Raw genomic sequence first — 18,475 nt, 5'->3', positions numbered from 1 at the left:
GCACCGCCGTTCGCTTTTTCCGGTCGCGCGTCCGAGAGACCCCATGTCCGAAGGCCTTCTGTTCCCGCGCGCCGCGCCCTCCGCGGCAGCCCCGAAGAAGACCAAGAAGCCCAGCCTGCTGGAGAAGAGCCTCGGCTTCCTCATGGAGGAGGTGCGCGAGCAGCCGGGGGGGCAGGGCGACCTGCCCATCGACTACGACAAGCTGCGCCACGGCATCCGCGAGCAGATCGTCGCGGCGCTGTTCAGCTACCTCGATTCCAAGCACCAGCTGACCGAGGCCAAGCGGCACGAGGTCGAGCTTCTCCTCAAGCTGCCGAGGGAATGGTCGCTGGCGGCGGAGCCGGACACCCGCTACGTCGGCCTGCAGACCCTGTTCGACATCCGCCTGCGCGTGCCCGGCGACGCCGCGTGCGAGCCGCACCCGAGCTGGCTGGGCGAGAGCGCCGCGTACGGCGTGCCGTCCTGGGTGGTGCGGTTGTCGGTGATCGAACCGCTGCTCGACACGCTGAGCAACGACGACCGGCAGAAGCTGCTGCGCTACCTGGAGCAATGCATCCTCAAGCGCGAGGAGCCGCAGGCGAAGACCTTTCCGTTCGCGCAGGACCACCCCTGCGCGGCCGTCTTCATCTTCGCCGACAGGTTCACGCAGCCGGAGAACATCGCCATCGTCAAGCGGGCGCGGGAGATCCCCGGCAAGGCCTCGCTGATCGGCGGGCAGCTGCGCCACCTGAAGACGCCCAAGCAGATCGCCTTCGTCAACGACGCCTCGAAGGAGACGCTGTCGGCGATGATCCACGTCGTCCGCTCCGCCCAGGCGCGGGCGGAGGAGTTCTGCGCCAAGAACCCCAAGGACTCGCTGCCGCGCGACGCCATGTCGTCCGGCGACTGCTTCGAGGATCTGTGCGCGGTCGAGCCGCTGCTGATGCAGCTGTTCAGCGAGGACGCCCAGGACGTCAAGGAGCGGGACAACTGGGTCGCCTTCCTCAGCGACATGCTGAACGCCAAGGGCATCGATACCTGGCCGGCGCTCAACAACCACTCCAACCACATCGACCTGCTGCGCAAGCACGCTGACGCGCTCCAGGTCATCATGGACAACCTGGAGCACTTCTCTGACGGCAAGATCAAGCTGTTCCTGGAATCCTTCAATTCCATCGAGATGATGGAGCGCTTCTATGGCCAGCTGAAGCAGGACTTCCCGGACTCGCTGAAGCGCATCCTGCCGCTGCCGAACTTCGACGCGATCCTGCGCAAGGCGGCGGACGCCTTCAAGGACAACCGCAAGGCGGACTACGACACGGTGGTGCAGACCATGCGCACCCGCCTGGAGGCCATGCTGTCGGCCGAGCAGAAGCACGAGGCGAACGCCCACGGCAACGTGAGGGGAACGCAGTTCTGATCTTTCGGCCCTCCCCCAGCTCCGCTGGGGGAGGGTTGGGTGGGGGCAGCGGCGTGCACGAGAATCACCGCCTGCCGCTTACGCCGTAGCCCCCACCCTCCCCACGTCGTGGGTCCCCTCCCTCCCCCGCCGGAGGCAGGGGAGGGCTGGCCGGCTCACCCCACCTTCCGCGCCGCCGTCTTCTGCCCGACGCCCAGGTGCTGCTCCAGCGCCGAGCCGTCCTCGCGCAGCGCCGCGCTGGTGCCCTCGTAGACGATGGCGCCGCGGTCGAGGATGATCGCCTTGTCGGTCACCTTCAGGATCTTGCGGGCGTGCTGTTCGACCACGATGCTGGCGATGGCGTCCTCGCGGAAGATGCGGTTCAGCGCCTGCAGCAACTCCTCGACGATGATCGGCGCCAAGCCCTCGGTCGGCTCGTCCAGCAGCAGCACCCTGGGGTTCAGCACCAGCGCGCGGCCGACCGCCAGCATCTGCTGCTCACCGCCCGAGAGCTGGTTGCCCAGGTTGCTCCGCCGCTCGCGCAGGCGCGGGAACATGGAGTAGACGCGCTTCACGTCCCACGGCCCCGGCCGCGCCACGGCGGTGAGGTTCTCCTCCACCGTCAGCGACTTGAAGATGTTGCGCTCCTGCGGCACCCAGCCGATGCCGGCGTGGGCGCGCTGGTCGGGGCGCAGCCCCGTCACGTCGCGGCCGTCCACGGTGATCGTGCCGCCGAAGCGGCGCGTCGTGCCGACGATGGCGTTGAGCAGCGTCGTCTTGCCCACCCCGTTGCGGCCGAGCAAGGCCAGCGCCTCGCCCGCCTTCAGCGTCAGCGAGACGCCGTTGACCACCACCGCCTCGCCGTAGCCGGCGGTGATGCGGTCGAGAACCAGCGTGTCAGTCATCGTCGCCCTCGCCCAGATAGACCGCCTTCACCTCCGGGTCGGCGGCGATCTCGTCCACCGAGCCCTCCTTGAACAGCGCGCCGTTGACCAGCACCGAGATGCGCTCGGCGAAGCTGAACACCAGGTCCATGTCGTGCTCGATCAGCAGCACCGAGACGTCGCGCGGCAGCGAGGCCACCGCCGCCAGGATCTCGTGCCGGTCGCCCTCGGGCACGCCGGCCGCCGGCTCGTCCAGCAGCAGCACGCGCGGCCGGCAGGCGAAGGCCACGGCGATCTCCAGCAGGCGCTGCTTGCCGTAGGCCAGCGTGGAGGTCTTCAGCTCCAGCTCGTCCACGAGGTGGAAGCGCTCGGCGATCTCCACCACCTCGTCGACGATCTCGCGCTTGGTGCCGGTCGGGCGCCACCAGTCGCGCCCGCCGCCCATGCGCTCCGACACCGCCAGCCCGATGGTCTCCAGCGGCGTCAGCGCGGCGAACAGCTGGTTGATCTGGAAGGTGCGCGCGAGGCCCTTGTGCACGCGCTGCTCGCGCTTGGTGCGGGTGATGTCGACGCCGTCCAGGTAGATGCTGCCGGATGTGGGCGTCAGCACGCCGGTCAGCAGGTTGATGAAGGTGGTCTTGCCGGCGCCGTTCGGGCCGATCAGGGCGTGGCGGGCGCCGCGCTCCAGGCGGAACGAGACGTTGTCGGTGGCGCGCAGCGCGCCGAACTCGCGCTGCAGGTTGCGGGTTTCCAGGGCGACGGCCATGGCTCAGGTCCTCCGTGCCAGCCGGCGCACGGCCGCGGCGACGCCGCCGACCATCCGCTCGCGCCCGACCAGCACCAGCGCGATCAGGAAGATGCCGATCCAGAAGTGCCAGTACTGCGGCGTGAAGCCGGCCAGCATGTCCTGCAAGAGCTTGAACAGCACCGCGCCGACCAGCCCGCCGTAGAGATAGCCGGTGCCGCCGATGATGAGGATCAGCATCACGTCGGCGGAGCGGTGGAACTCCAGCACATCGACCGAGACGAACTGCGTGGTCTGCGCCAGCAGCGCCCCGGCGACGCCGGCGTAGGCCGCCGACAGGGTGTAGACCTGGACCAGCCGCCCGTTGACCGGCACGCCGACCGCGGCGGCGCGCAGCGGGTTGTCGCGGATCGACAGCAGCGACAGGCCGAAGGGCGAGTTGGTGATGCGCCGCGCCGCCAGGAACAGCACGAACAGCACGCTCAGGCTGTAGGCGTAGGCGGTGGTGCCGAACAGATCGAACTCGAACCAGCCGGCCACCGGCCCCATCATGATGCCCTGCAACCCGTCGGCGCCGCCGGTTAGCCACGCCATCTGGTTGGCCAGCTCGCCCAGGATCAGCGCGATGCCCATGGTCACCATCAGCCGCGTCAGGTCGGTGCCGCGCAGCACGAGGTAGCTGGTCGCCCAGCCCAGCACGGCGGTCAGCGCCGCCGCGGCGACGAGGCCGGCCAGCGGCTCGGTGATCCCGTGCGTGGCGAGCAGCCCGGCGCAGTAGGCGCCGACGCCGAAGAAGGCGGCGTGGCCCAGCGAGATCACCCCGGCGAAGCCCAGGATCAGGTCGAGCGACAGCGCGAACAGGCCGAGGATGGCGATCTCGTTGAGGATCAGGTGCTTGGACGGCAGCAGCAGGACGGAGGCCAGGGTGGCGGCCCAGAACACCGCCTCCAGCGGGCGCCAGCGGCGGCGGCGCTTCAGCGCGGCGACGACGCGCGCGGCGGTGGCGGGGGCCGGGTGGTGCCCGGCGGGCGCCGGCTCGGCGGCCAGACCGATGGTCATGGCGGTCTCCTCGGTGGCGGTCATCAGCGCGCTCTCGCAAAAAGGCCCTGCGGGCGCACGAGCAGGAAGACGATCATCAGCGTGTAGATCACGAACGCACCGGCGGCGGGCACGTAGTACTTGCCGGCGACGTCGGCGACGCCGAGGACAAGCGAGGCGACGAACGGCCCGGTCAGGGTTGTCGTGCCGCCGACGGTGACGACGATCAGGAAGTAGATCATGAACTTCAGCGGGAACACCGGGTCGAGCCCCAGGATCTCCGCCCCCAGCGCGCCGCCCAGCCCGGCGAGGCCGGAGCCCACCGCGAAGGTGGCGGCGAAGATGACGTTGACGTTGATGCCCAGCCCCTGCGCCACCCGCCGGTCGTCCACCGCGGCGCGCAGCCGGCTGCCGAAGCGGGTCTTCGACAGGATGAGCTGCAGCACCACCACCAGAACCGTGCAGATGGCGATGATGAAGGAGCGGTAGAGGCCGACGTTGACGCCCAGGATCTCCACACGCCCCTGCAGCGCCGCCGGCAGCTTGATGATCTGCTGCTGCGAACCCATCAGGTAGTCCACGGACGCCACGGCGACGAACACCAGGCCGATGGAGAACAGCACCTGGTCCAGGTGGCTCTTGCCGTAGAGCTGGCGGTACAGCGTGCGCTCCAGCACAAGGCCGAGCAGCGCGGTGAACAGGAAGGCCAGCGGCAGGGTGGCCACGAAGGGCACGCCGAACTCGTTCATCAGCACGATGGTGGCGTAGCCGCCGGCCATGGCGAAGGCGCCATGGGCGAGGTTCACGAAGTTCATCAGCCCCAGCGTCACCGACAGGCCGCAGGAGAGGATGAACAGAAGCATGCCGTAGGCGATGCCGTCGAACAGCAGGGTCAGCATCGGGGAACTCCGTGCGCGGGGCTGTCAAAGCCCCTCTCCCTTGACGGGAGAGGGGTTGGGGAGAGGGTGGCGCCGCGAAGCGGCCAAGTTTCTTCCCCCTCTCCCCAAACCCCTCCCCCGCGAGGGGGGAGGGGCTTTAAGGCCCTTACTTCTTGGCCGCCTTGACCGGATCCTTGACGTTCGGGACCGTGTCGAACTCGACGTTGTAGAGTTCGCCGTCCATGCGCTCGACCTTGCGGATGTAGACGTTCTGGATGATGTCGCGGGTCTGCGGGTCGATGGAGATGGGGCCGCGCGGGCTGGTCCAGCTCATGCCCTTCATCGCCGCGACCAGCGCGTCGCCGCCGGTGGCGCCGTTGGTCTTCTTCAGCGCCTCGTAGATCAGGTGCATGCCGTCATAGCCGGCGACCGCCATGAAGTTCGGCCGCATGCTGTGCATCTTCTTGAAGCTGTCGACGAACGCCTTGTTCTCCGCCGACGGATGCGCGGCCGAGTAGTGGAAGGAGGTCACCGCGCCCAGCGCCACGTCGCCCATGTCGTTCAGCAGGTCGTCGTCGGTCATGTCGCCGGTGCCGATCAGCTTGACGCCGGACTTGTCCAGGCCGCGCTCGACGAACTGCTTCATGAAGATCGAGCCGATGCCCGACGGCACGAAGACGAACAGCGCGTCCGGCTTGGCGTCGGCGACGCGCTGCAGGAACGGCGCGAAGTCCGGGTTGCGCAGCGGCACGCGCAGGCTGTCCACCGCGCCGCCCTGCTTGGTCAGCGCCTCGACGAACGCCTTCTCGGCGTCGATGCCCGGGCCGTAGTCGGCGACCATGGTCATCGCCTTCTTGATGCCGTTCTTGGCGGCCCAGTCGGCGACCGGCGTGGTTACCTGCGGCAGCGTCATGCTGGTGCGCACCACGTAGGGCGAGGCCTCGGTGATGGTGGCGGTGGCGGCGGCCATGACGACCTCCGGCACCTTGGCCTGGGTGGCGATCGGCGCGGCGGCGAGCGCCAGCGGCGTCAGGCCGAAGCCGGCGAGGAAGGACACCTTGTCGTTGACCACCAGTTCCTGCGCCAGACGCTTGGTCAGGTCGGGGGTGCCGGTGTCGTCCTTGACGATCACCTCCACCTTCTTGCCGGCCACCGTGGCGCCGTTCTGCGCCTGATAGAGCTTCACGGCGGCCTCGATCTGCCGGCCGGTCGAGGCGAACGGGCCGGTCATCGGCAGGATCAGGCCGATCTTCACGGTGTCCTGGGCGAACGACGGCGGGGCGGCGGCGAGCAGCGCCGCAGCGGCGGCGGCGCCCAGCAGGAAGGTGCGCTTTGCGATCATGGTTTCCTCCTCTCCTCGGTTTCTTATGTCGGCATCGTGCGGCGGATGGCGTCGAGGACGCCGCCCAGGGGATCGGCGTCCGCCGGCTTCGGCATCTTGGCGCCGGTGTCGGCGGCCCAATCCTGGCGGGCGGCGATGGCGAGGCTCATCAGCGGCTCGCAGCCGGTGTCGGCCACGGTCTTGGCGACCTCGCGCATCTCCTCGGCGCGGCGGCGGCCGTGCTGGAGCGAGCGGCGGATCATGTAGCCGGCCAGCTCCTCCCAGTTGGTGTTCGGCATGGTGTCGCTCAGCGAGCGCAGCACGTCGTCCTCGACGCCGTAGGCGCGGGCGCTGACCAGACACTCCATGACCAGCGCCTCCAGGCCCTTGATCATGACGCTGCGGCACATCTTGACCGAGGACGCGGCGCCCTCCCGGTCGGAATAGACCTGGAAGTCCAGCCCCAGCGTTGCGGCCACGGGCGCGAAGGCGGCGGCGTGCCGGCCACCGAGCAGCATCGGCGTCTTCAGGCCCTTCGGCGGCACAGAACTCATCACCGCGGCCTCGACGTACCGGCCGCCGGCGGCGTTGACCGCTTCCGACGCCTCGCGCTTGACGCCCGGCGAGACGGAGTTGACGTCGACGAAGAAGGCTTGCCGCTCGATCCCCGGCAGCACCGACCGCGCTGCGTCGAGCGCCGAGCCGGCGGTCACCGCGCAGATCACCAGCTCCGCACCGCGCACCGCAGCCGGGGCGTCGGGGCAGACCTCCACCTCCTGGGCGCGGGCGTTGCGCAGCTGCGCGCTGTCCGGGTTGGCGAAGGCGATGTCGAAGGCGCGCAGGTCGGTCGCGCCGAGCGCCCGCAGGTCGCGGGCGAAGATGCGGCCGACCTCGCCGAAGCCGATCAGCGCGATGCGCGCGGGAAGCGTGCTCATCGGTTACCCTCCCAGACGGCGGCGGGAATGAAGACCTCGCCGGCCATCAGCTTGCGCGCCGTGCGCAGCAGGGCCGAGCGCTTGACCGACACTCCCTCGGCCTCCGGATCCAGTTCGATCTCGACCGAGAAGAAGCCGGTCGGGTGCTCGACGTCGAGCCGCTGCACGGCGCCGCCGCCGGAGAGCGTCTCCACCGGGGCGGCCACCGAGCCGGGCAGGACGCAGGCGGTGGCGACGCTGACCGCGCCCAGCACACCGATCGCCTCGTGCACCCGGTGCGGGATGAAGGTGCGGGTGTTGATGACGCCGCCGGCCATCGGCGGAGAGACCAGCGACATCTTCGGCATCGTCTTCTTCGACACGTCGCCGAGGTTCATCAGCCGGCCGGCGGCCAGCCGGATCGCCTCGACGCGGGCCTTGAGCTCGGCGTTGCCCTCCAGGTCGGCCGGCGTCTCGGCGCCGCTGACGCCGAGGTCGGAGGCGCGCAGCACCACGACCGGCATGCCGTTGTCGATCAGCGTGACGTCCACGCCCTCGACGCGGTCGCAGGCGTTGCCGGTCGGCAGCAGCGCGCCGCAGGTGGTGCCGGCCACGTCCAGGAAATCCAGGATGATCGGCGCCGCGGTGCCCGGCACGCCGTCGATGGCGGCGTCGCCGTGGTAGCGCACGACGCCGCCCGGCGTCTGCACGGTGGCCACCGCGACGTCGCCGCTGTTGACCATGTGGATGCGGACCTTCGTCAGGTTCCCGGTGGCGGGCACCAGCCCCTTCTCGATGGCGAAGGGGCCGACGCCGGCCAGCATGTTGCCGCAGTTCTGACCGAGGTCCACCCGCGGCTCGTCCACCACCACCTGGGCGAACAGGTAATCGACGTCGGCGTCCGGCCGGGTCGGCGGGCCGACGATGGCGACCTTGCTGGTCAGCGGGTGCGAGCCGCCCAGCCCGTCGATCTGCCGCAGGTCGGGCGAGCCCATCACCGCCAGCAGCACGCGCTCGCGCAGCTCCGCGTCGGACGGCAGATCGCTGGCCAGGAAGTACGGCCCCTTGGAGGTGCCGCCGCGCATCAGGACGCAGGGGATGGCCGTCTGCATGGGCTTAGCCCCCAGTCTTCGAAGCTGCTTTGAAATCCGCGATGGTGTCGAAGTAGACGAGGCCCTTCTCCGCCAGCTTGGCGCGCATGCCGTAGACGTCGAGGCCCAACTCGCCGCGCTGGAACTTGGCGCGGTTGGCCTCCTCCTTGGCGAGGCGGGCGCGGGCGGCGGCGAGCGCGGAGTCCACCTCGCCGGCCGGAACCACGGCCACGCCGTCGTCGTCGGCGATGATCACGTCGCCGGCTTCCACCGCCTGCCCGGCGCAGACCACCGGCAGGTTGATGGTGCCCAGCGTCTCCTTCACCGTGCCCTGCGCGGACACCGCCTTCGACCAGACCGGGAAGCCGATCTCTTGCAAGGGCGCCAGATCGCGGCAGCCGGCCTCGATGATGGTGCCGCGCACGCCGCGCGCCTTCAGCGCGGTCCCGAACAGCTCGCCGAAATAGCCGTCGCTGCACTCCGAGGTCGGGACGATCACCAGCACGTCGCCCGGCTTGCACACCTCGATGACGACGTGGATCATGGTGTTGTCGCCGGGCGCCACCGTGACGGTGACGGCGTTGCCGGCGATGCTCGACCCCGGATAGATCGGCCGCATGGTCGGCCGCATCAGGCCGACGCGGCCGCGCGCCTCGTGCACGGTGGCGGTGCCCAGCCGCGCGAACTCGTCGAGCACCTCGGTGGACACGCGGGGGAAATCGCGGATGACGGCGCCCTTCATGGCAGAGTCTCCAGTTCTGTACGCATTCAAGCCGTTATGGTTTGGAACCAGCCGCGCAACGCCGCGCTGACCGCCTCCGGCTGTTCGACCGGCGACATGTGCCCGCAGTCGCCGATGAGCGTCAGCGACGCCCCCGCGATGCCGGCCGCAATGCCCCGCTGCTGTTCCGCCGGGCTCCAGCAATCCTGGTGGCCGCCCACGATCAGCGTCGGGCAGGCGATGGCGGGCAGCACCGCCTCCGCGTCCGGGCGGTTCAGCAGGGCGCGGATCTGCCGCTCGAAGATCTCCGGCGTCGCCCGGCGCACCTCGGCGGCGAGGCGCTCCATGAACGGCGCGTCGGCGGTGCGCGCCGGCGCCACCATCGGTGGCAGCCAGCGCCGGGCCAGCGCGTCCATGCCCTCGGCGTGGGCGAGGTCGACCAGCACCTGCCGCTGCTCGGCCTCGTTCGGCCGGCGCGGGTGCACGCCGCTGTTCAGCAGGGCCAGCGCGCTCACCCGCTCCGGCGCCTTGCGCACGATCTCCAGCGCCACCCGGCCGCCCATGGAATGGCCGGCGACGGCGAAGCGCGCCGGGGCCGTGGCCAGCACCGAGTCCGCCATGGCGCCGATGGAGTCGAAGCCGAAGAAGTCGGCGACCGCGATGTCCGCCACGTCGGCCAGCGCCGCCGTCTGGCCGGTCCATACCCAGGCGCCGCACAGCAGCCCCGGCAGCAGGAGCAGGGTGGGGCGCTCAGCCATGGGCTGGCCTCCCGGCCCGCGGTGCCCGCATCATTGTTTCCTTCCCATAGGTCGGCCGGTTTCGATCGGTCGTTTCGGCCTGTAGTTTATGATGCGGATGATCATGCGCTTTATCGAATGATCGGAAATAGCTATAACCGTATGGTTATGGCTTCGCGGGGTAGGGCGGCGTGGAGGTTAATCCGGGGCATCTGGCTCAGCGGCTGAAGATCCGCCAGCTCAGGGTGGTGCTGGCCATCGCCCAGCACCGCAGCCTGTCCAAGGCGTCCTACGCGCTGGGAATCAGCCAGCCGGCGCTGACCAAGGCGTTGCAGGACACCGAGGAGGCGATCGGCGCCAAGCTGTTCGACCGCCTGCCGCGCGGGGTGTTGCCGACCGGTTATGGCGAGGTGGTGCTGGCCCGCGCCGAGGCCATCCTGTCCGAGCTGTCCCGCCTCGGCGAGGAACTGGAGGAGGTGGCGAAGGGCGCCGCCGGCACGGTATCGCTCGGCGTCCTGCCGGCGGCCGGGGCCGGGCTGGTGCCGGCCGCGCTGGCGCGGCTGCGGCGCTCCAGCCCCGGCGTCGGCGTGCGGGTGGTCGAGGCGCTGACCCGCGAGCTGTTGCCGATGCTGGCCGCCGGCGACATCGATCTCGTGGTCGGCCGGCTGTACGCGCCGGAGGGGCCGGACGAGTTCCGCCGCGAGACGCTGTACCAGGAGCCCATCGCGGTGATGGCGCGCAGCGACCACCCGGTGTTCGACGAGCCGGTGCTGACCGTCGCCGACCTGCCGCGCTTTGAGCTGGCGCTGCCCTCCTCGGCGCAGCGCCTGGGCCGCGACCTGGAGGAGGCGCTGATGAGCATGGGCGTGCCGCTGCCGCGCACGGCGATCCGCTCGACCTCGCTGTCGCTGACCCGCGAGCTGGTGCACGAGGGCGGCGTGCTGACCATCCTACCGGCGCTGATGCTGGCCGGCGACCTGCAGCGCGGCAGCGTGCGCGTGGTGCCGGTCGAGATCCAGACGCCGCCGCGCCCGGCCGGCGTGATCTCGCTGCTGCACCGGCGGCGGACGCCGGTCATCGACGCGCTGGTCGGCGCGATGGACGCGCAGCTGGCGCATCTGCGGGGGTTGGGGGTCGTGGGGTAGGTGCGGCTTGCCCCCTCCCTAACCCTCCCCCGCTTTGCGGGAGAGGGAACTCCGCCGCTCTGCCCCCTCTCCCGCGAAGCGGGGGAGGGGCGGGGAGGGGGCAAACCACACCTCACCGGTCCGCCGTGTCGATCGTCACCCCACCTCCGGCGATCCGCGACACGCAGGCGCACATCTTCGTGTTCTCCGCCTTCTGCCGTTCGCTGAAGAAGACGTCGCGATGGTCCACCGTACCCTCCGTCTCCACGATGTCGACCGCGCACAGCCCGCACTCGCCGCGCCGGCAATCGGAAAGCATGTCCACGCCGGCCTCCTCCAGCGCCTCCAGCATGCTGCGTTCCGCCGGCACCGCGACCTCCAGGCCGAGGCGCGGGATGCGCACCGTGAACGGCTCGGCAGCGAAGCGCCCGGTGTTGCCGAAGGTCTCGAAGCGCAGCCCCGCCGCCGGCCGGCCGCTGCGCTGCCACGCGGCGCGGGCGGCATCCAGCAGGCCGATGGGGCCGCAGACGTACAGCTCGCCGCCGGGGGCGAGCGCCGCGATCTCCCGCTCCAGGTCGATGCGCTGGCCGTCCTCGTCCAGGGCCACCTCCAGCCGGTCGCCGAGCAGCTGCCGCAGCTCCTCGCCGAACGCGAGGTCGGCCCGGCCGCGGGCGCCGTACAGCATGCGGAACCGCGCGCCGGCCTCGGCGAGCGCCAGCGCCATGCTGTGGATCGGCGTGATGCCGATGCCGCCGGCCACCAGCAGGTATTCCGGCCGGCCGTGCGCCAGCGGAAAGCGGTTGCGCGGCCGGGTGACACGCAGCCGGTCGCCGGGCGCCAAGCCCCACATGTAGGCCGAACCGCCGCGGCTCTGCGGCATCCGCTTCACCGCGATGCGCAGCACGCCGTCGCCGCAGCGGTCGATCAGCGAGTAGGAGCGCGTGCCGGGCCGCCCCTCCGGATGCACCGCCACCTCGATGTGGCTACCCGGCGGGGCGGCGTCGAGCGGCTCGTCCGGCTCGATCTCGAACAGGCGGATGTCGGGCGTCAGGTCGCGCGTGGCGCGCAGCCGGGCGCTGAGCCATTCATCATCGGCGGCCATGCGGCACCTCGGCGGCGATCAGGCGGTCGATCAGGCGGCGCGCCCACAGCGCCCCGGCGTCGATGTTCAGGTTGTAGAAGGGCTGGCGCGGGTTGCGGTCGATGGCGCGCTGCTGCGCCTCCAGCACCACGTGGTCCTGGTCGTAGACGCCGCGCCCATCGTTGACGTGGGCGAGGTTGAGCGCCGTCGTCAGCTCCGCGTCGTCGGCGCGGAAGGTGCGGACGAAGTTCCAGAAATAGTGGCAGGTCTTCTCGCTCTCCGGGGTGATGGTGGCGAGGAAGCAGCCGTTGACGCCCTGCGAGCGGTCGCCCTGAGGCGCGCCGGTGCCGGCCACCGCGACGCCGACGTCGCCGGCGATGGTGCACGGCGCCTGGAAGTGGATGATCTGCCAGCGGTCCACCGGCCCCGGCCGGCCGAGCTGCCGCGCCCAGAAGGGCGGCGCCTCGATGCCCTCCATCCAGCGCGTCACCGTCGCGGTGCGGTCGGTGTGGGTGACGTCGAAGGGGCTGCGGGTGATGGCGTCGTGGCCGATGCTGCCGGCGTGCACGTAGGTCTCGTGCGTCAAGTCCATCAGGTTGTCGATGACCAGCCGGTAGTCGCACTTCAGGCTGTAGAAGGTGCCGCCCTCGCCGACCCAGTCGGTGCCGTCGTTCCAGTGGAAGTCGGGGATGGCGGCGGGGTCGGCGCGCGCCGGGTCGCCCATCCACACCCAGACCAGCCGGTGCCGCTCCACCGCCGGATAGGCGCGCACGCAGGCGGACGGGTTGATGGTCTCCTGCGCCGGCATGTGCGTGCAGCGGCCGGCCGGGTCGAAGACGAGGCCGTGGTAGCCGCACACCACCTCGTCGCCGTTCAGCCGGCCCATAGAGAGCGGCAGCAACCGGTGCCAGCAGGCGTCCTCCAGCGCCGCGACGGCGCCGTCGAGGCGGCGGTACAGCACGATGTCCTTGCCGCACACGGTGCGGGGCGTCAGGACCCGCTCCACCTCGTGGTGCCAGGCGGCGGCGTACCAGGCGTTCATCGGGAACGATGGGGTGTCGGTCACGGTCTCCCTCCCTCGGGATGCGCGCGTTCGCACGGTCGTTGGGCGGAGTATGCGCTGAAGCGTGAATGTATACAAGAGAATGTTTGTTCGCGAAGCGAATCGGTGGACGCTTCGTCTCCGCGCACCCCTTCGCCGTCATCCCCGCGAAGGCGGGGATCCATAATTACCGGAACATGCAGTTATCAAGATTATGGATCCCCGCCTTCGCGGGGATGACGGCGAAACAGGAAAAGGCGAGGACATTGCATACAATGACCGCCGCTCAGAGCGCACCGATCTGCTGGCTCAGTGCGCTTTGGAACAGGCGGATGTTGTCGATGGCGGCGTAGCTGTGCTCGCGCATCAGGGCCTCGGCGCGGCTGCTCTCGCCGGTGCGCAGCGCTTGGAAGATGGCCTCGTGCTGCCTCTGGGCGAGGTACAGCACGTCGAACTGCCTGCGCACCACCTCGACGTCGGAACGGTCGTCGAGGAACGCCTTGGCCGAGGCGAAAGGCACCTTGTCGTTGATCTGCAGCGCGTGTGTCAGCGCCTTGTTGGCCGAGCCCCCAACGATCAGGTCGTGGAAGCGGCCGTTGAGGTCGGTCCACGCCACGCCGTCCTCGTCGTCCAGGTGCCCCTTGACGAACAGCCGCGCGCCTTCCTCGACGCAGGCGCGCAGGTCGGACTCCAGGGCGGGCGTCAGGCCGGCGCGGGCGAGGTCGTGCGCCGCCATGCCCTCCAGCAGGCCCCGTACGCGGATGGCATCGACGATGTCCTTGAGCGTGAACTCGCGCACCACGAAGCCGCGCCGGTTGTCGGTCGGCACCACCAAGCCTTCGCGCGACAGGATGCCAAGCGCGTAGCGCACCGGCGTGCGCGACACGCCGAGCTGTTCGGCGATGGGGATCTCGGTGACGCGCTCCCCGGGGCGGAGCGCGCCGCTGACGATCATTTCGCGGAGCTTGAGGACGATCTGCTGGTGTCGGGACATCAGCCGCAGTCTAGCCGGGCCGGCGCCACCTCGCCAGCCTCGCCGACGGCCAGGGGTATGCGCAACGCCTCGGGGTTGCGGAACGGCGATTCCCGCAGCAGCAGCAGGTCGGGCCGGGCGCCGGGCACCAAGTCGTTGGCCGGCGCGCCCCACAGCCGGCGGGGCAGGGACGTCGCGGCGCGCAGCACCGCGTCCATCGGCAGGCCGCAGTCCAGCAGCACCATCATCTCGTCCACCAGCGCGCGGCCGTGCTCCACGCCGTGGCTGCCGGCGTCGGTGCCGCACAGCACCGGCACGCCCATCTGCTGCGCCAGCGCCACGTGGTCGCGGTGCGATTGCAGGATGCCGCCAATCACCGCGACGGTCTCCGGCGGCCAGCCGGCGAACTCCGGCCGTGCGCCCTGGAACGCCACCGGCGCAAAGGTCGGAACCCAGGCGGTGCCCTCGCCGGCCATGCGCTCCAGGACGGCGTGGGTCATGAAGAAGCCGTGCTCGACCGAGCCGATGCCGCCGGCCACCGCCACCTCCAGCCCGGCGAGGCCGCTGCAGTGCGCCAGCGTCGGCCGACCGTGCTCGCGGGCGCGGTGGGTGATCAGGCGCAGCGCGTCGGCGGCGAACTGCGGCGTGCCGGGGACGGTCCCCGTGGCGAAGTCGATGATGCCGGTCAGCAGCACCTTCACGTCGTCGCCGCGCGCGGCGATCTCGTCCACCGCTGCCAGCATCGCGTCGTCATCGGCGACCTCCCGCCCCATGAAACCGCCGTAGCGGCCGGGCCGGCGCAGCGCCACGCCGCAGGAGCGCACCTGGGCCCCCCGCCGGCCGCGCGTCTCGTCGCGCAGCTGGTGGTTGATCCCCCAGCGGTCGCCGACGTCGCGCACCAGCCCGATGCCGGCGGCGCGGGCCTGCCCCAGGCTGCGGCGGGCGGTGGCGAGCATGGCGTCGCGGTCCGCCTTCATCGCCGCGGCGCGCGCCTTGAGGTCGAGAACGCCGCCGTCGAGGAACAGGTGCGCGTGCGCCTCCACCAGCGACGGCATGGCGAAGGCGGCATCGAGCGGCGTGTCCGGCGCGGCCGGGTCGATGGCGCGCAGCACCGCGCCGTCGAAGCGCAGGGCGTAGGGGCCGCGCTCAAAGTGGCGCTCCCCGTCGAAATACGATCCGACCACCAGCGTCGTCATGGCGGTCACGCCTTGTAGAACTTGCGCACGGCGCGCAGCGCGTTGCTGCCGCTCTGCTCCAGGAAGGCGCGGTAGGTGGCCAGCACGTGGTGGTCGTCCGGCAGCGGGTGGTAGCCGCGCCAGGGCGTGCCGAGCACCGAGTCGAAGCCGTGCGGCGCCGCCAGCGTCAGGAAGGCGCATTCCAGGGAGTGCTTGAGGTCGGAGCCGTCGACGGCCTTCGCCGGCAGCTGCTGGCCGATGTTGGACAGCCCGCCCATCATGTGCACGCCCTTGAGGTCCGGGTCCTCGCCGATCAGCCGCACGGCGTCCAGCGTGGCGCGGTTGAGGCCGGCGGTGTCGGCGATGATGGCGCTGACCGACAGGTCGATGAACACGTCGTCCATCGCCATGCCGTGCTCGCGCGCCAGGCGCAGCGCGCCGCGCTTGGCGGTGCCGGCGATCTCCTGCGCCGTCTTGTTGCCCTTGGCGACGCCGTCCTCGACGCGCTCGGACGCCATGAGGATGACCTTGAAGGGGCCGAGCGCCGGGTAGAGGTCCATCAGGTCCCAGCGGTGCTCGGTGATCGAGTTGACGATGGGAAGCGCCCCGTCCGCCTTCGCGCGGTCGTAGGTCTTCAGGCAGATCTCCTGCACTTGGGCGCTGGGGAAGTCGAAGGACAGGGGAACGCGCACCACCGCCTGGATGGCGCGGATCACCTCGGCCATGAAGTGCGGGTCGGTCAGCGCGCGGGCGCCGATGTTGACGTTGAGATAGCGCGCCCCGGCCTCGGCCTGCTTGACGGCCAGCGCCTGGATGCCGGGCAGGTCCTCGGTGTCGAACAGCGCCTTGGTGCTCTTGAAGCCGGGGTTGATGCGCTCGCCGATGATGGTGAGCGCGAAGCCGTTGGGCTGGGTCACGAGGGGATCCTCCCGCTGAAGCCGATGTTGTTCAGGAAGTTCTTCTGGAAGTCGGCGCGCGTGCTCAGCTCGACGTACCGGCAGCGCGCCGCGAGGTCGCGGGCGCGGTCGCGGGCGTGGCGCGAGGCCAGCATGCGGCGCACGCCCAGACCGGCGGCGTTGCCGACCTGCACGAAGCGCTCCGCCGGCAGGTCGGGGAACAGGCCGACGGCGACGCCGCTCGCCACGTCGATGTAGGCGCCGAAGGCGCCGGCGATGATGAAGCGGCCGATGTCGGCCTCGCGCAGCCCGGCCTCGCGCAGCAGCAATTCCACACCCGTGCGGATCGCCGCCTTGGCGAGCTGCACGGCGCGCACGTCGTCCTGGGTGAAGAGGACGCCGGGCGCCAGTTCGGCGGCGCGCTTGCCGCCCGCCTCGCGCACCAGCGTGTGCCCGGCGGCCAGCCGGCCGCGCGCGTCCACCGCGCCGACCGCGCGCAGCGTCGCCAGCGCGTCGAGCACGCCGGAGCCGCACAGCCCGACCGGCTCCTTGCCACCGATGATTCCGAGGACGAGGCCGTCCGCGTCGGCCGCGACGCGTTCGATGGCGCCCTCGGCGGCGCGCATGCCGCAGGAGATGTTCCCCCCCTCCAGCGCCGGCCCGGACGGGCAGGAGGCGGAGAGGATGGCGCCGCGGTGAATCAGCGAGATCTCGGTGTTGGTGCCGATGTCCATGACCAGCGCGGTGGCGTGCGCCGACCACTCGCCCTCGGTGGCCAGCAGCGCCGTGACGTGGTCGCCGCCGACGAAGCCGCCGACGGTGGGGGCCAGATGCACCCAGGCGCCGGGCGCGACGGTCAGGCCGAGGTCGCGCGCCTTGACGTCCACCGCGTCGCGCACCGCCGCGACGAACGGCGCGCGGCCCAACTGGCGGACCGGCAGGCCCAGCAGCAGGTGGTGCATGGCGGTGTTGGCGCAGATGGCGACGTCCACCACCTCCGCCGGGTCGGCTTCCACCGCGCGGCAGAGGTCGTGCGCCAGGGCGTTGACCGCGTCGACGGCGCTGCGGCGCAGCTCCTCCGCGGTGTCCGCGTCGCGCACCGCGTGGTTGATCCGGCTGATCAGGTCGGCACCCCAGGCGGTCTGCGGGTTCTCGATGCCGAGGCTGGCGAGGCGGGCGCCGGTTTGCAGGTCGATCAGGAAGCCGGCGGCGTTGGTGGTGCCGAGGTCGATGGCGAGCCCAAGCGTGCGCGTTCCCACGGGGGCCACGCCGATCAGCTCGCCGCCGCGCAGCCGGGCGCGCAGCCGCCAGCCGCCGTCGCGCAGCACGCCGGGCAGGGCGCGCGCTGCGGCGATGTCGATCGCGCCGACGGGCAAGTCGAGCGCGCGGGCGAGGCGGTCGAGATCGCCGGTGGTGTCGCTGAGCGTCGCCTCGGCGACGGCGACGTCGCGGTCGATGACGGCGGGGGCGAGGGGGAGGGTTTCCGTGGCGGCGGAATCCGGTTCGGTCCGGACGACGGGGGCCAGCGAGCGCGCGGCCACTTCGACCTCCGCGTCGGCGTCGGGCACCGCCTGACAGGCGCGCGTCCACTTGCGGTCGGGGCCGATGCGCACCGCGCAGGTGCCGCAGGTGCCGCGCCCGCCGCAGGCGCCGACGATCCGCACACCGGCGCGGCGCGCGGCGTGGAACACCGTCTCGCCGGGGCGAACGGGAATAGCGCGGTCGAGCTGGGGGAAATGGAGGGTGTGGGTCATGCCCGGCCCTCGGGTCGTGGCGCGGGGCCCCCCTCCCAACCTCCCCCCACTGCGCGGGGGGAGGAGTTGAAGCCCTCCCCCGCGCAGTGGGGGAGGGTTTGGGTGGGGGCCCGACGTCGGCGCTCTTCCATCACCTCACGCATCGCTCGTCTCCCGCATCCGGCAGCGCGGCGCCGTCGGGCAGTCGTCGCAGCGCGACCAGCGCGCCGGCGGCAGGTCGATGCCGACGCCCAGCACCATCGACGCGGACTTCGCCGGGGAGAGCGCCAGCCCGTGCGTCACCGCCACGCCGATGCGCTCGGCGTCGGCCAACCGCAGCACGGCCGGCTGCGCCTCCAGCGCCATGCCCGGGTCGCCGGGCCGCAGCTCGCCGGCCATGCTCAACCTCTGCCGGCGGACCTCGGCCAGCATGCGGTCCTGCAGCCGGCGCACCGCGTCGCGCAGCCGCGCGTTGCCGTAGGCGTCGAGCGCCAGCGCCAGCGACATCCGCCGCTCGGCGAACAGCGCCGACACCCGCCGCTCCAGCCGCGGGCCGATGGTGCAGACACCGCAGGCCAAGCCGGTCAGCGTGCCGGACTCCGGCGTCAGGCGCGCCGTGTCCAGCGCCTCGCCGTGGTCGAGCGACACGACGCGGTGGGCGAGGGCGATCTCGACCAGCCTCTCGCGCTCCGCCAGTTCCTCCGCCTCCCGCCGGAAGCGCTCCGTCCGCGTGCTCGTCATGGC

General features: G+C 71.3%; 18 protein-coding genes. 2 read left to right on the top strand and 16 right to left on the bottom strand.

Annotated features, from left to right (window positions below):
- Positions 1-43: 43 nt before the first annotated feature.
- The gene (locus ACRWK7_RS17585) at positions 44-1,399 is read left to right on the top strand and encodes a hypothetical protein (RefSeq protein WP_431857570.1); all 1,356 of its coding nucleotides are present in this window, start codon (positions 44-46) and stop codon (positions 1,397-1,399) included.
- Between the two features lie 155 nt (positions 1,400-1,554).
- Here the strand turns inward: ACRWK7_RS17585 and ACRWK7_RS17580 are convergent, their stop codons facing one another.
- The 9 genes from ACRWK7_RS17580 to ACRWK7_RS17540 all read right to left on the bottom strand — a co-directional run bounded on the left by ACRWK7_RS17580 (position 1,555) and on the right by ACRWK7_RS17540 (position 9,728).
- On the bottom strand, positions 1,555-2,283 hold the full coding sequence (locus ACRWK7_RS17580) for an ABC transporter ATP-binding protein (protein ID WP_431857568.1): 729 nt from the start codon (positions 2,281-2,283) through the stop codon (positions 1,555-1,557).
- The gene (locus ACRWK7_RS17575) at positions 2,276-3,028 is read right to left on the bottom strand and encodes an ABC transporter ATP-binding protein (protein WP_431857567.1); all 753 of its coding nucleotides are present in this window, start codon (positions 3,026-3,028) and stop codon (positions 2,276-2,278) included. Before ACRWK7_RS17575 ends, ACRWK7_RS17580 begins: the two co-directional genes overlap by 8 nt.
- A gap of 3 nt (positions 3,029-3,031) precedes the next feature.
- Positions 3,032-4,090: a branched-chain amino acid ABC transporter permease gene (locus ACRWK7_RS17570; protein WP_431857566.1), complete on the bottom strand. Its 1,059-nt coding sequence runs from the start codon at positions 4,088-4,090 to the stop codon at positions 3,032-3,034.
- On the bottom strand, positions 4,090-4,944 hold the full coding sequence (locus ACRWK7_RS17565) for a branched-chain amino acid ABC transporter permease (RefSeq protein WP_431857565.1): 855 nt from the start codon (positions 4,942-4,944) through the stop codon (positions 4,090-4,092). The genes ACRWK7_RS17570 and ACRWK7_RS17565 overlap by 1 nt, the downstream gene beginning before the upstream one ends.
- A 145-nt stretch (positions 4,945-5,089) precedes the next feature.
- Positions 5,090-6,265, bottom strand: coding sequence for an ABC transporter substrate-binding protein (locus ACRWK7_RS17560; RefSeq protein ID WP_431857564.1), 1,176 nt, complete (start codon positions 6,263-6,265; stop codon positions 5,090-5,092).
- 23 nt (positions 6,266-6,288) lie between these two features.
- Positions 6,289-7,179, bottom strand: coding sequence for a DUF1932 domain-containing protein (locus tag ACRWK7_RS17555; protein WP_431857563.1), 891 nt, complete (start codon positions 7,177-7,179; stop codon positions 6,289-6,291).
- On the bottom strand, positions 7,176-8,270 hold the full coding sequence (locus ACRWK7_RS17550) for a 4-oxalomesaconate tautomerase (protein ID WP_431857562.1): 1,095 nt from the start codon (positions 8,268-8,270) through the stop codon (positions 7,176-7,178). Before ACRWK7_RS17550 ends, ACRWK7_RS17555 begins: the two co-directional genes overlap by 4 nt.
- 4 nt (positions 8,271-8,274) lie before the next feature.
- On the bottom strand, positions 8,275-8,991 hold the full coding sequence (locus ACRWK7_RS17545) for a 4-carboxy-4-hydroxy-2-oxoadipate aldolase/oxaloacetate decarboxylase (RefSeq protein WP_431857561.1): 717 nt from the start codon (positions 8,989-8,991) through the stop codon (positions 8,275-8,277).
- Positions 8,992-9,017: 26 nt separating this feature from the next.
- Entirely contained in the window at positions 9,018-9,728 is a 711-nt protein-coding gene (locus ACRWK7_RS17540) for an alpha/beta fold hydrolase (protein ID WP_431857560.1), read from the bottom strand.
- A gap of 170 nt (positions 9,729-9,898) precedes the next feature.
- Between ACRWK7_RS17540 and ACRWK7_RS17535 the strand changes: the two genes are divergently transcribed.
- Complete coding sequence (locus ACRWK7_RS17535) at positions 9,899-10,852, top strand: LysR substrate-binding domain-containing protein (RefSeq protein ID WP_431857559.1); 954 nt, start codon at positions 9,899-9,901, stop codon at positions 10,850-10,852.
- 112 nt (positions 10,853-10,964) lie between these two features.
- Here the strand turns inward: ACRWK7_RS17535 and ACRWK7_RS17530 are convergent, their stop codons facing one another.
- The 7 genes from ACRWK7_RS17530 to ACRWK7_RS17500 form a co-directional block, all read right to left on the bottom strand.
- The gene (locus tag ACRWK7_RS17530; RefSeq protein ID WP_431857558.1) at positions 10,965-11,933 is read right to left on the bottom strand and encodes a PDR/VanB family oxidoreductase; all 969 of its coding nucleotides are present in this window, start codon (positions 11,931-11,933) and stop codon (positions 10,965-10,967) included.
- Positions 11,920-12,978 (bottom strand): Rieske 2Fe-2S domain-containing protein, encoded by a 1,059-nt coding sequence (locus ACRWK7_RS17525; protein ID WP_431857557.1) that lies wholly within the window; start codon positions 12,976-12,978, stop codon positions 11,920-11,922. The genes ACRWK7_RS17530 and ACRWK7_RS17525 overlap by 14 nt, the downstream gene beginning before the upstream one ends.
- Before the next feature lie 262 nt (positions 12,979-13,240).
- Entirely contained in the window at positions 13,241-13,948 is a 708-nt protein-coding gene (locus tag ACRWK7_RS17520) for a GntR family transcriptional regulator (RefSeq protein WP_431857556.1), read from the bottom strand.
- A complete protein-coding gene (locus tag ACRWK7_RS17515) occupies positions 13,948-15,123 on the bottom strand; it encodes an amidohydrolase family protein (protein WP_431857555.1) in 1,176 nt (391 codons plus the stop codon). The genes ACRWK7_RS17520 and ACRWK7_RS17515 overlap by 1 nt, the downstream gene beginning before the upstream one ends.
- A gap of 5 nt (positions 15,124-15,128) precedes the next feature.
- The gene (locus tag ACRWK7_RS17510; RefSeq protein ID WP_431857554.1) at positions 15,129-16,019 is read right to left on the bottom strand and encodes a dihydropteroate synthase; all 891 of its coding nucleotides are present in this window, start codon (positions 16,017-16,019) and stop codon (positions 15,129-15,131) included.
- Positions 16,016-17,752 (bottom strand): ASKHA domain-containing protein, encoded by a 1,737-nt coding sequence (locus ACRWK7_RS17505; RefSeq protein WP_431857553.1) that lies wholly within the window; start codon positions 17,750-17,752, stop codon positions 16,016-16,018. The genes ACRWK7_RS17510 and ACRWK7_RS17505 overlap by 4 nt, the downstream gene beginning before the upstream one ends.
- 135 nt (positions 17,753-17,887) lie before the next feature.
- On the bottom strand, positions 17,888-18,472 hold the full coding sequence (locus ACRWK7_RS17500; protein WP_431857552.1) for a hypothetical protein: 585 nt from the start codon (positions 18,470-18,472) through the stop codon (positions 17,888-17,890).
- Between the last annotated feature and the right edge of the window lie 3 nt (positions 18,473-18,475).

It is taken from the genome of Azospirillum sp., from assembly GCF_050789165.1.
Note: the sequence above shows the minus strand (reverse complement) of the source record. Positions and strands in the feature narration are given on the sequence as shown.

Coding starts and splice junctions, on each gene's coding strand:
- ACRWK7_RS17545 (WP_431857561.1), bottom strand. CDS start 8,991: ATGAAGGGCGCCGTCATCCGCGATTTCCCCCGCGTGTCCACCGAGGTG.
- ACRWK7_RS17580 (WP_431857568.1), bottom strand. CDS start 2,283: ATGACTGACACGCTGGTTCTCGACCGCATCACCGCCGGCTACGGCGAG.
- ACRWK7_RS17585 (WP_431857570.1), top strand. CDS start 44: ATGTCCGAAGGCCTTCTGTTCCCGCGCGCCGCGCCCTCCGCGGCAGCC.
- ACRWK7_RS17565 (WP_431857565.1), bottom strand. CDS start 4,944: ATGCTGACCCTGCTGTTCGACGGCATCGCCTACGGCATGCTTCTGTTC.
- ACRWK7_RS17540 (WP_431857560.1), bottom strand. CDS start 9,728: ATGGCTGAGCGCCCCACCCTGCTCCTGCTGCCGGGGCTGCTGTGCGGC.
- ACRWK7_RS17560 (WP_431857564.1), bottom strand. CDS start 6,265: ATGATCGCAAAGCGCACCTTCCTGCTGGGCGCCGCCGCCGCTGCGGCG.
- ACRWK7_RS17530 (WP_431857558.1), bottom strand. CDS start 11,933: ATGGCCGCCGATGATGAATGGCTCAGCGCCCGGCTGCGCGCCACGCGC.
- ACRWK7_RS17570 (WP_431857566.1), bottom strand. CDS start 4,090: ATGACCGCCACCGAGGAGACCGCCATGACCATCGGTCTGGCCGCCGAG.
- ACRWK7_RS17515 (WP_431857555.1), bottom strand. CDS start 15,123: ATGACGACGCTGGTGGTCGGATCGTATTTCGACGGGGAGCGCCACTTT.
- ACRWK7_RS17520 (WP_431857556.1), bottom strand. CDS start 13,948: ATGTCCCGACACCAGCAGATCGTCCTCAAGCTCCGCGAAATGATCGTC.
- ACRWK7_RS17505 (WP_431857553.1), bottom strand. CDS start 17,752: ATGACCCACACCCTCCATTTCCCCCAGCTCGACCGCGCTATTCCCGTT.
- ACRWK7_RS17500 (WP_431857552.1), bottom strand. CDS start 18,472: ATGACGAGCACGCGGACGGAGCGCTTCCGGCGGGAGGCGGAGGAACTG.
- ACRWK7_RS17575 (WP_431857567.1), bottom strand. CDS start 3,028: ATGGCCGTCGCCCTGGAAACCCGCAACCTGCAGCGCGAGTTCGGCGCG.
- ACRWK7_RS17550 (WP_431857562.1), bottom strand. CDS start 8,270: ATGCAGACGGCCATCCCCTGCGTCCTGATGCGCGGCGGCACCTCCAAG.
- ACRWK7_RS17555 (WP_431857563.1), bottom strand. CDS start 7,179: ATGAGCACGCTTCCCGCGCGCATCGCGCTGATCGGCTTCGGCGAGGTC.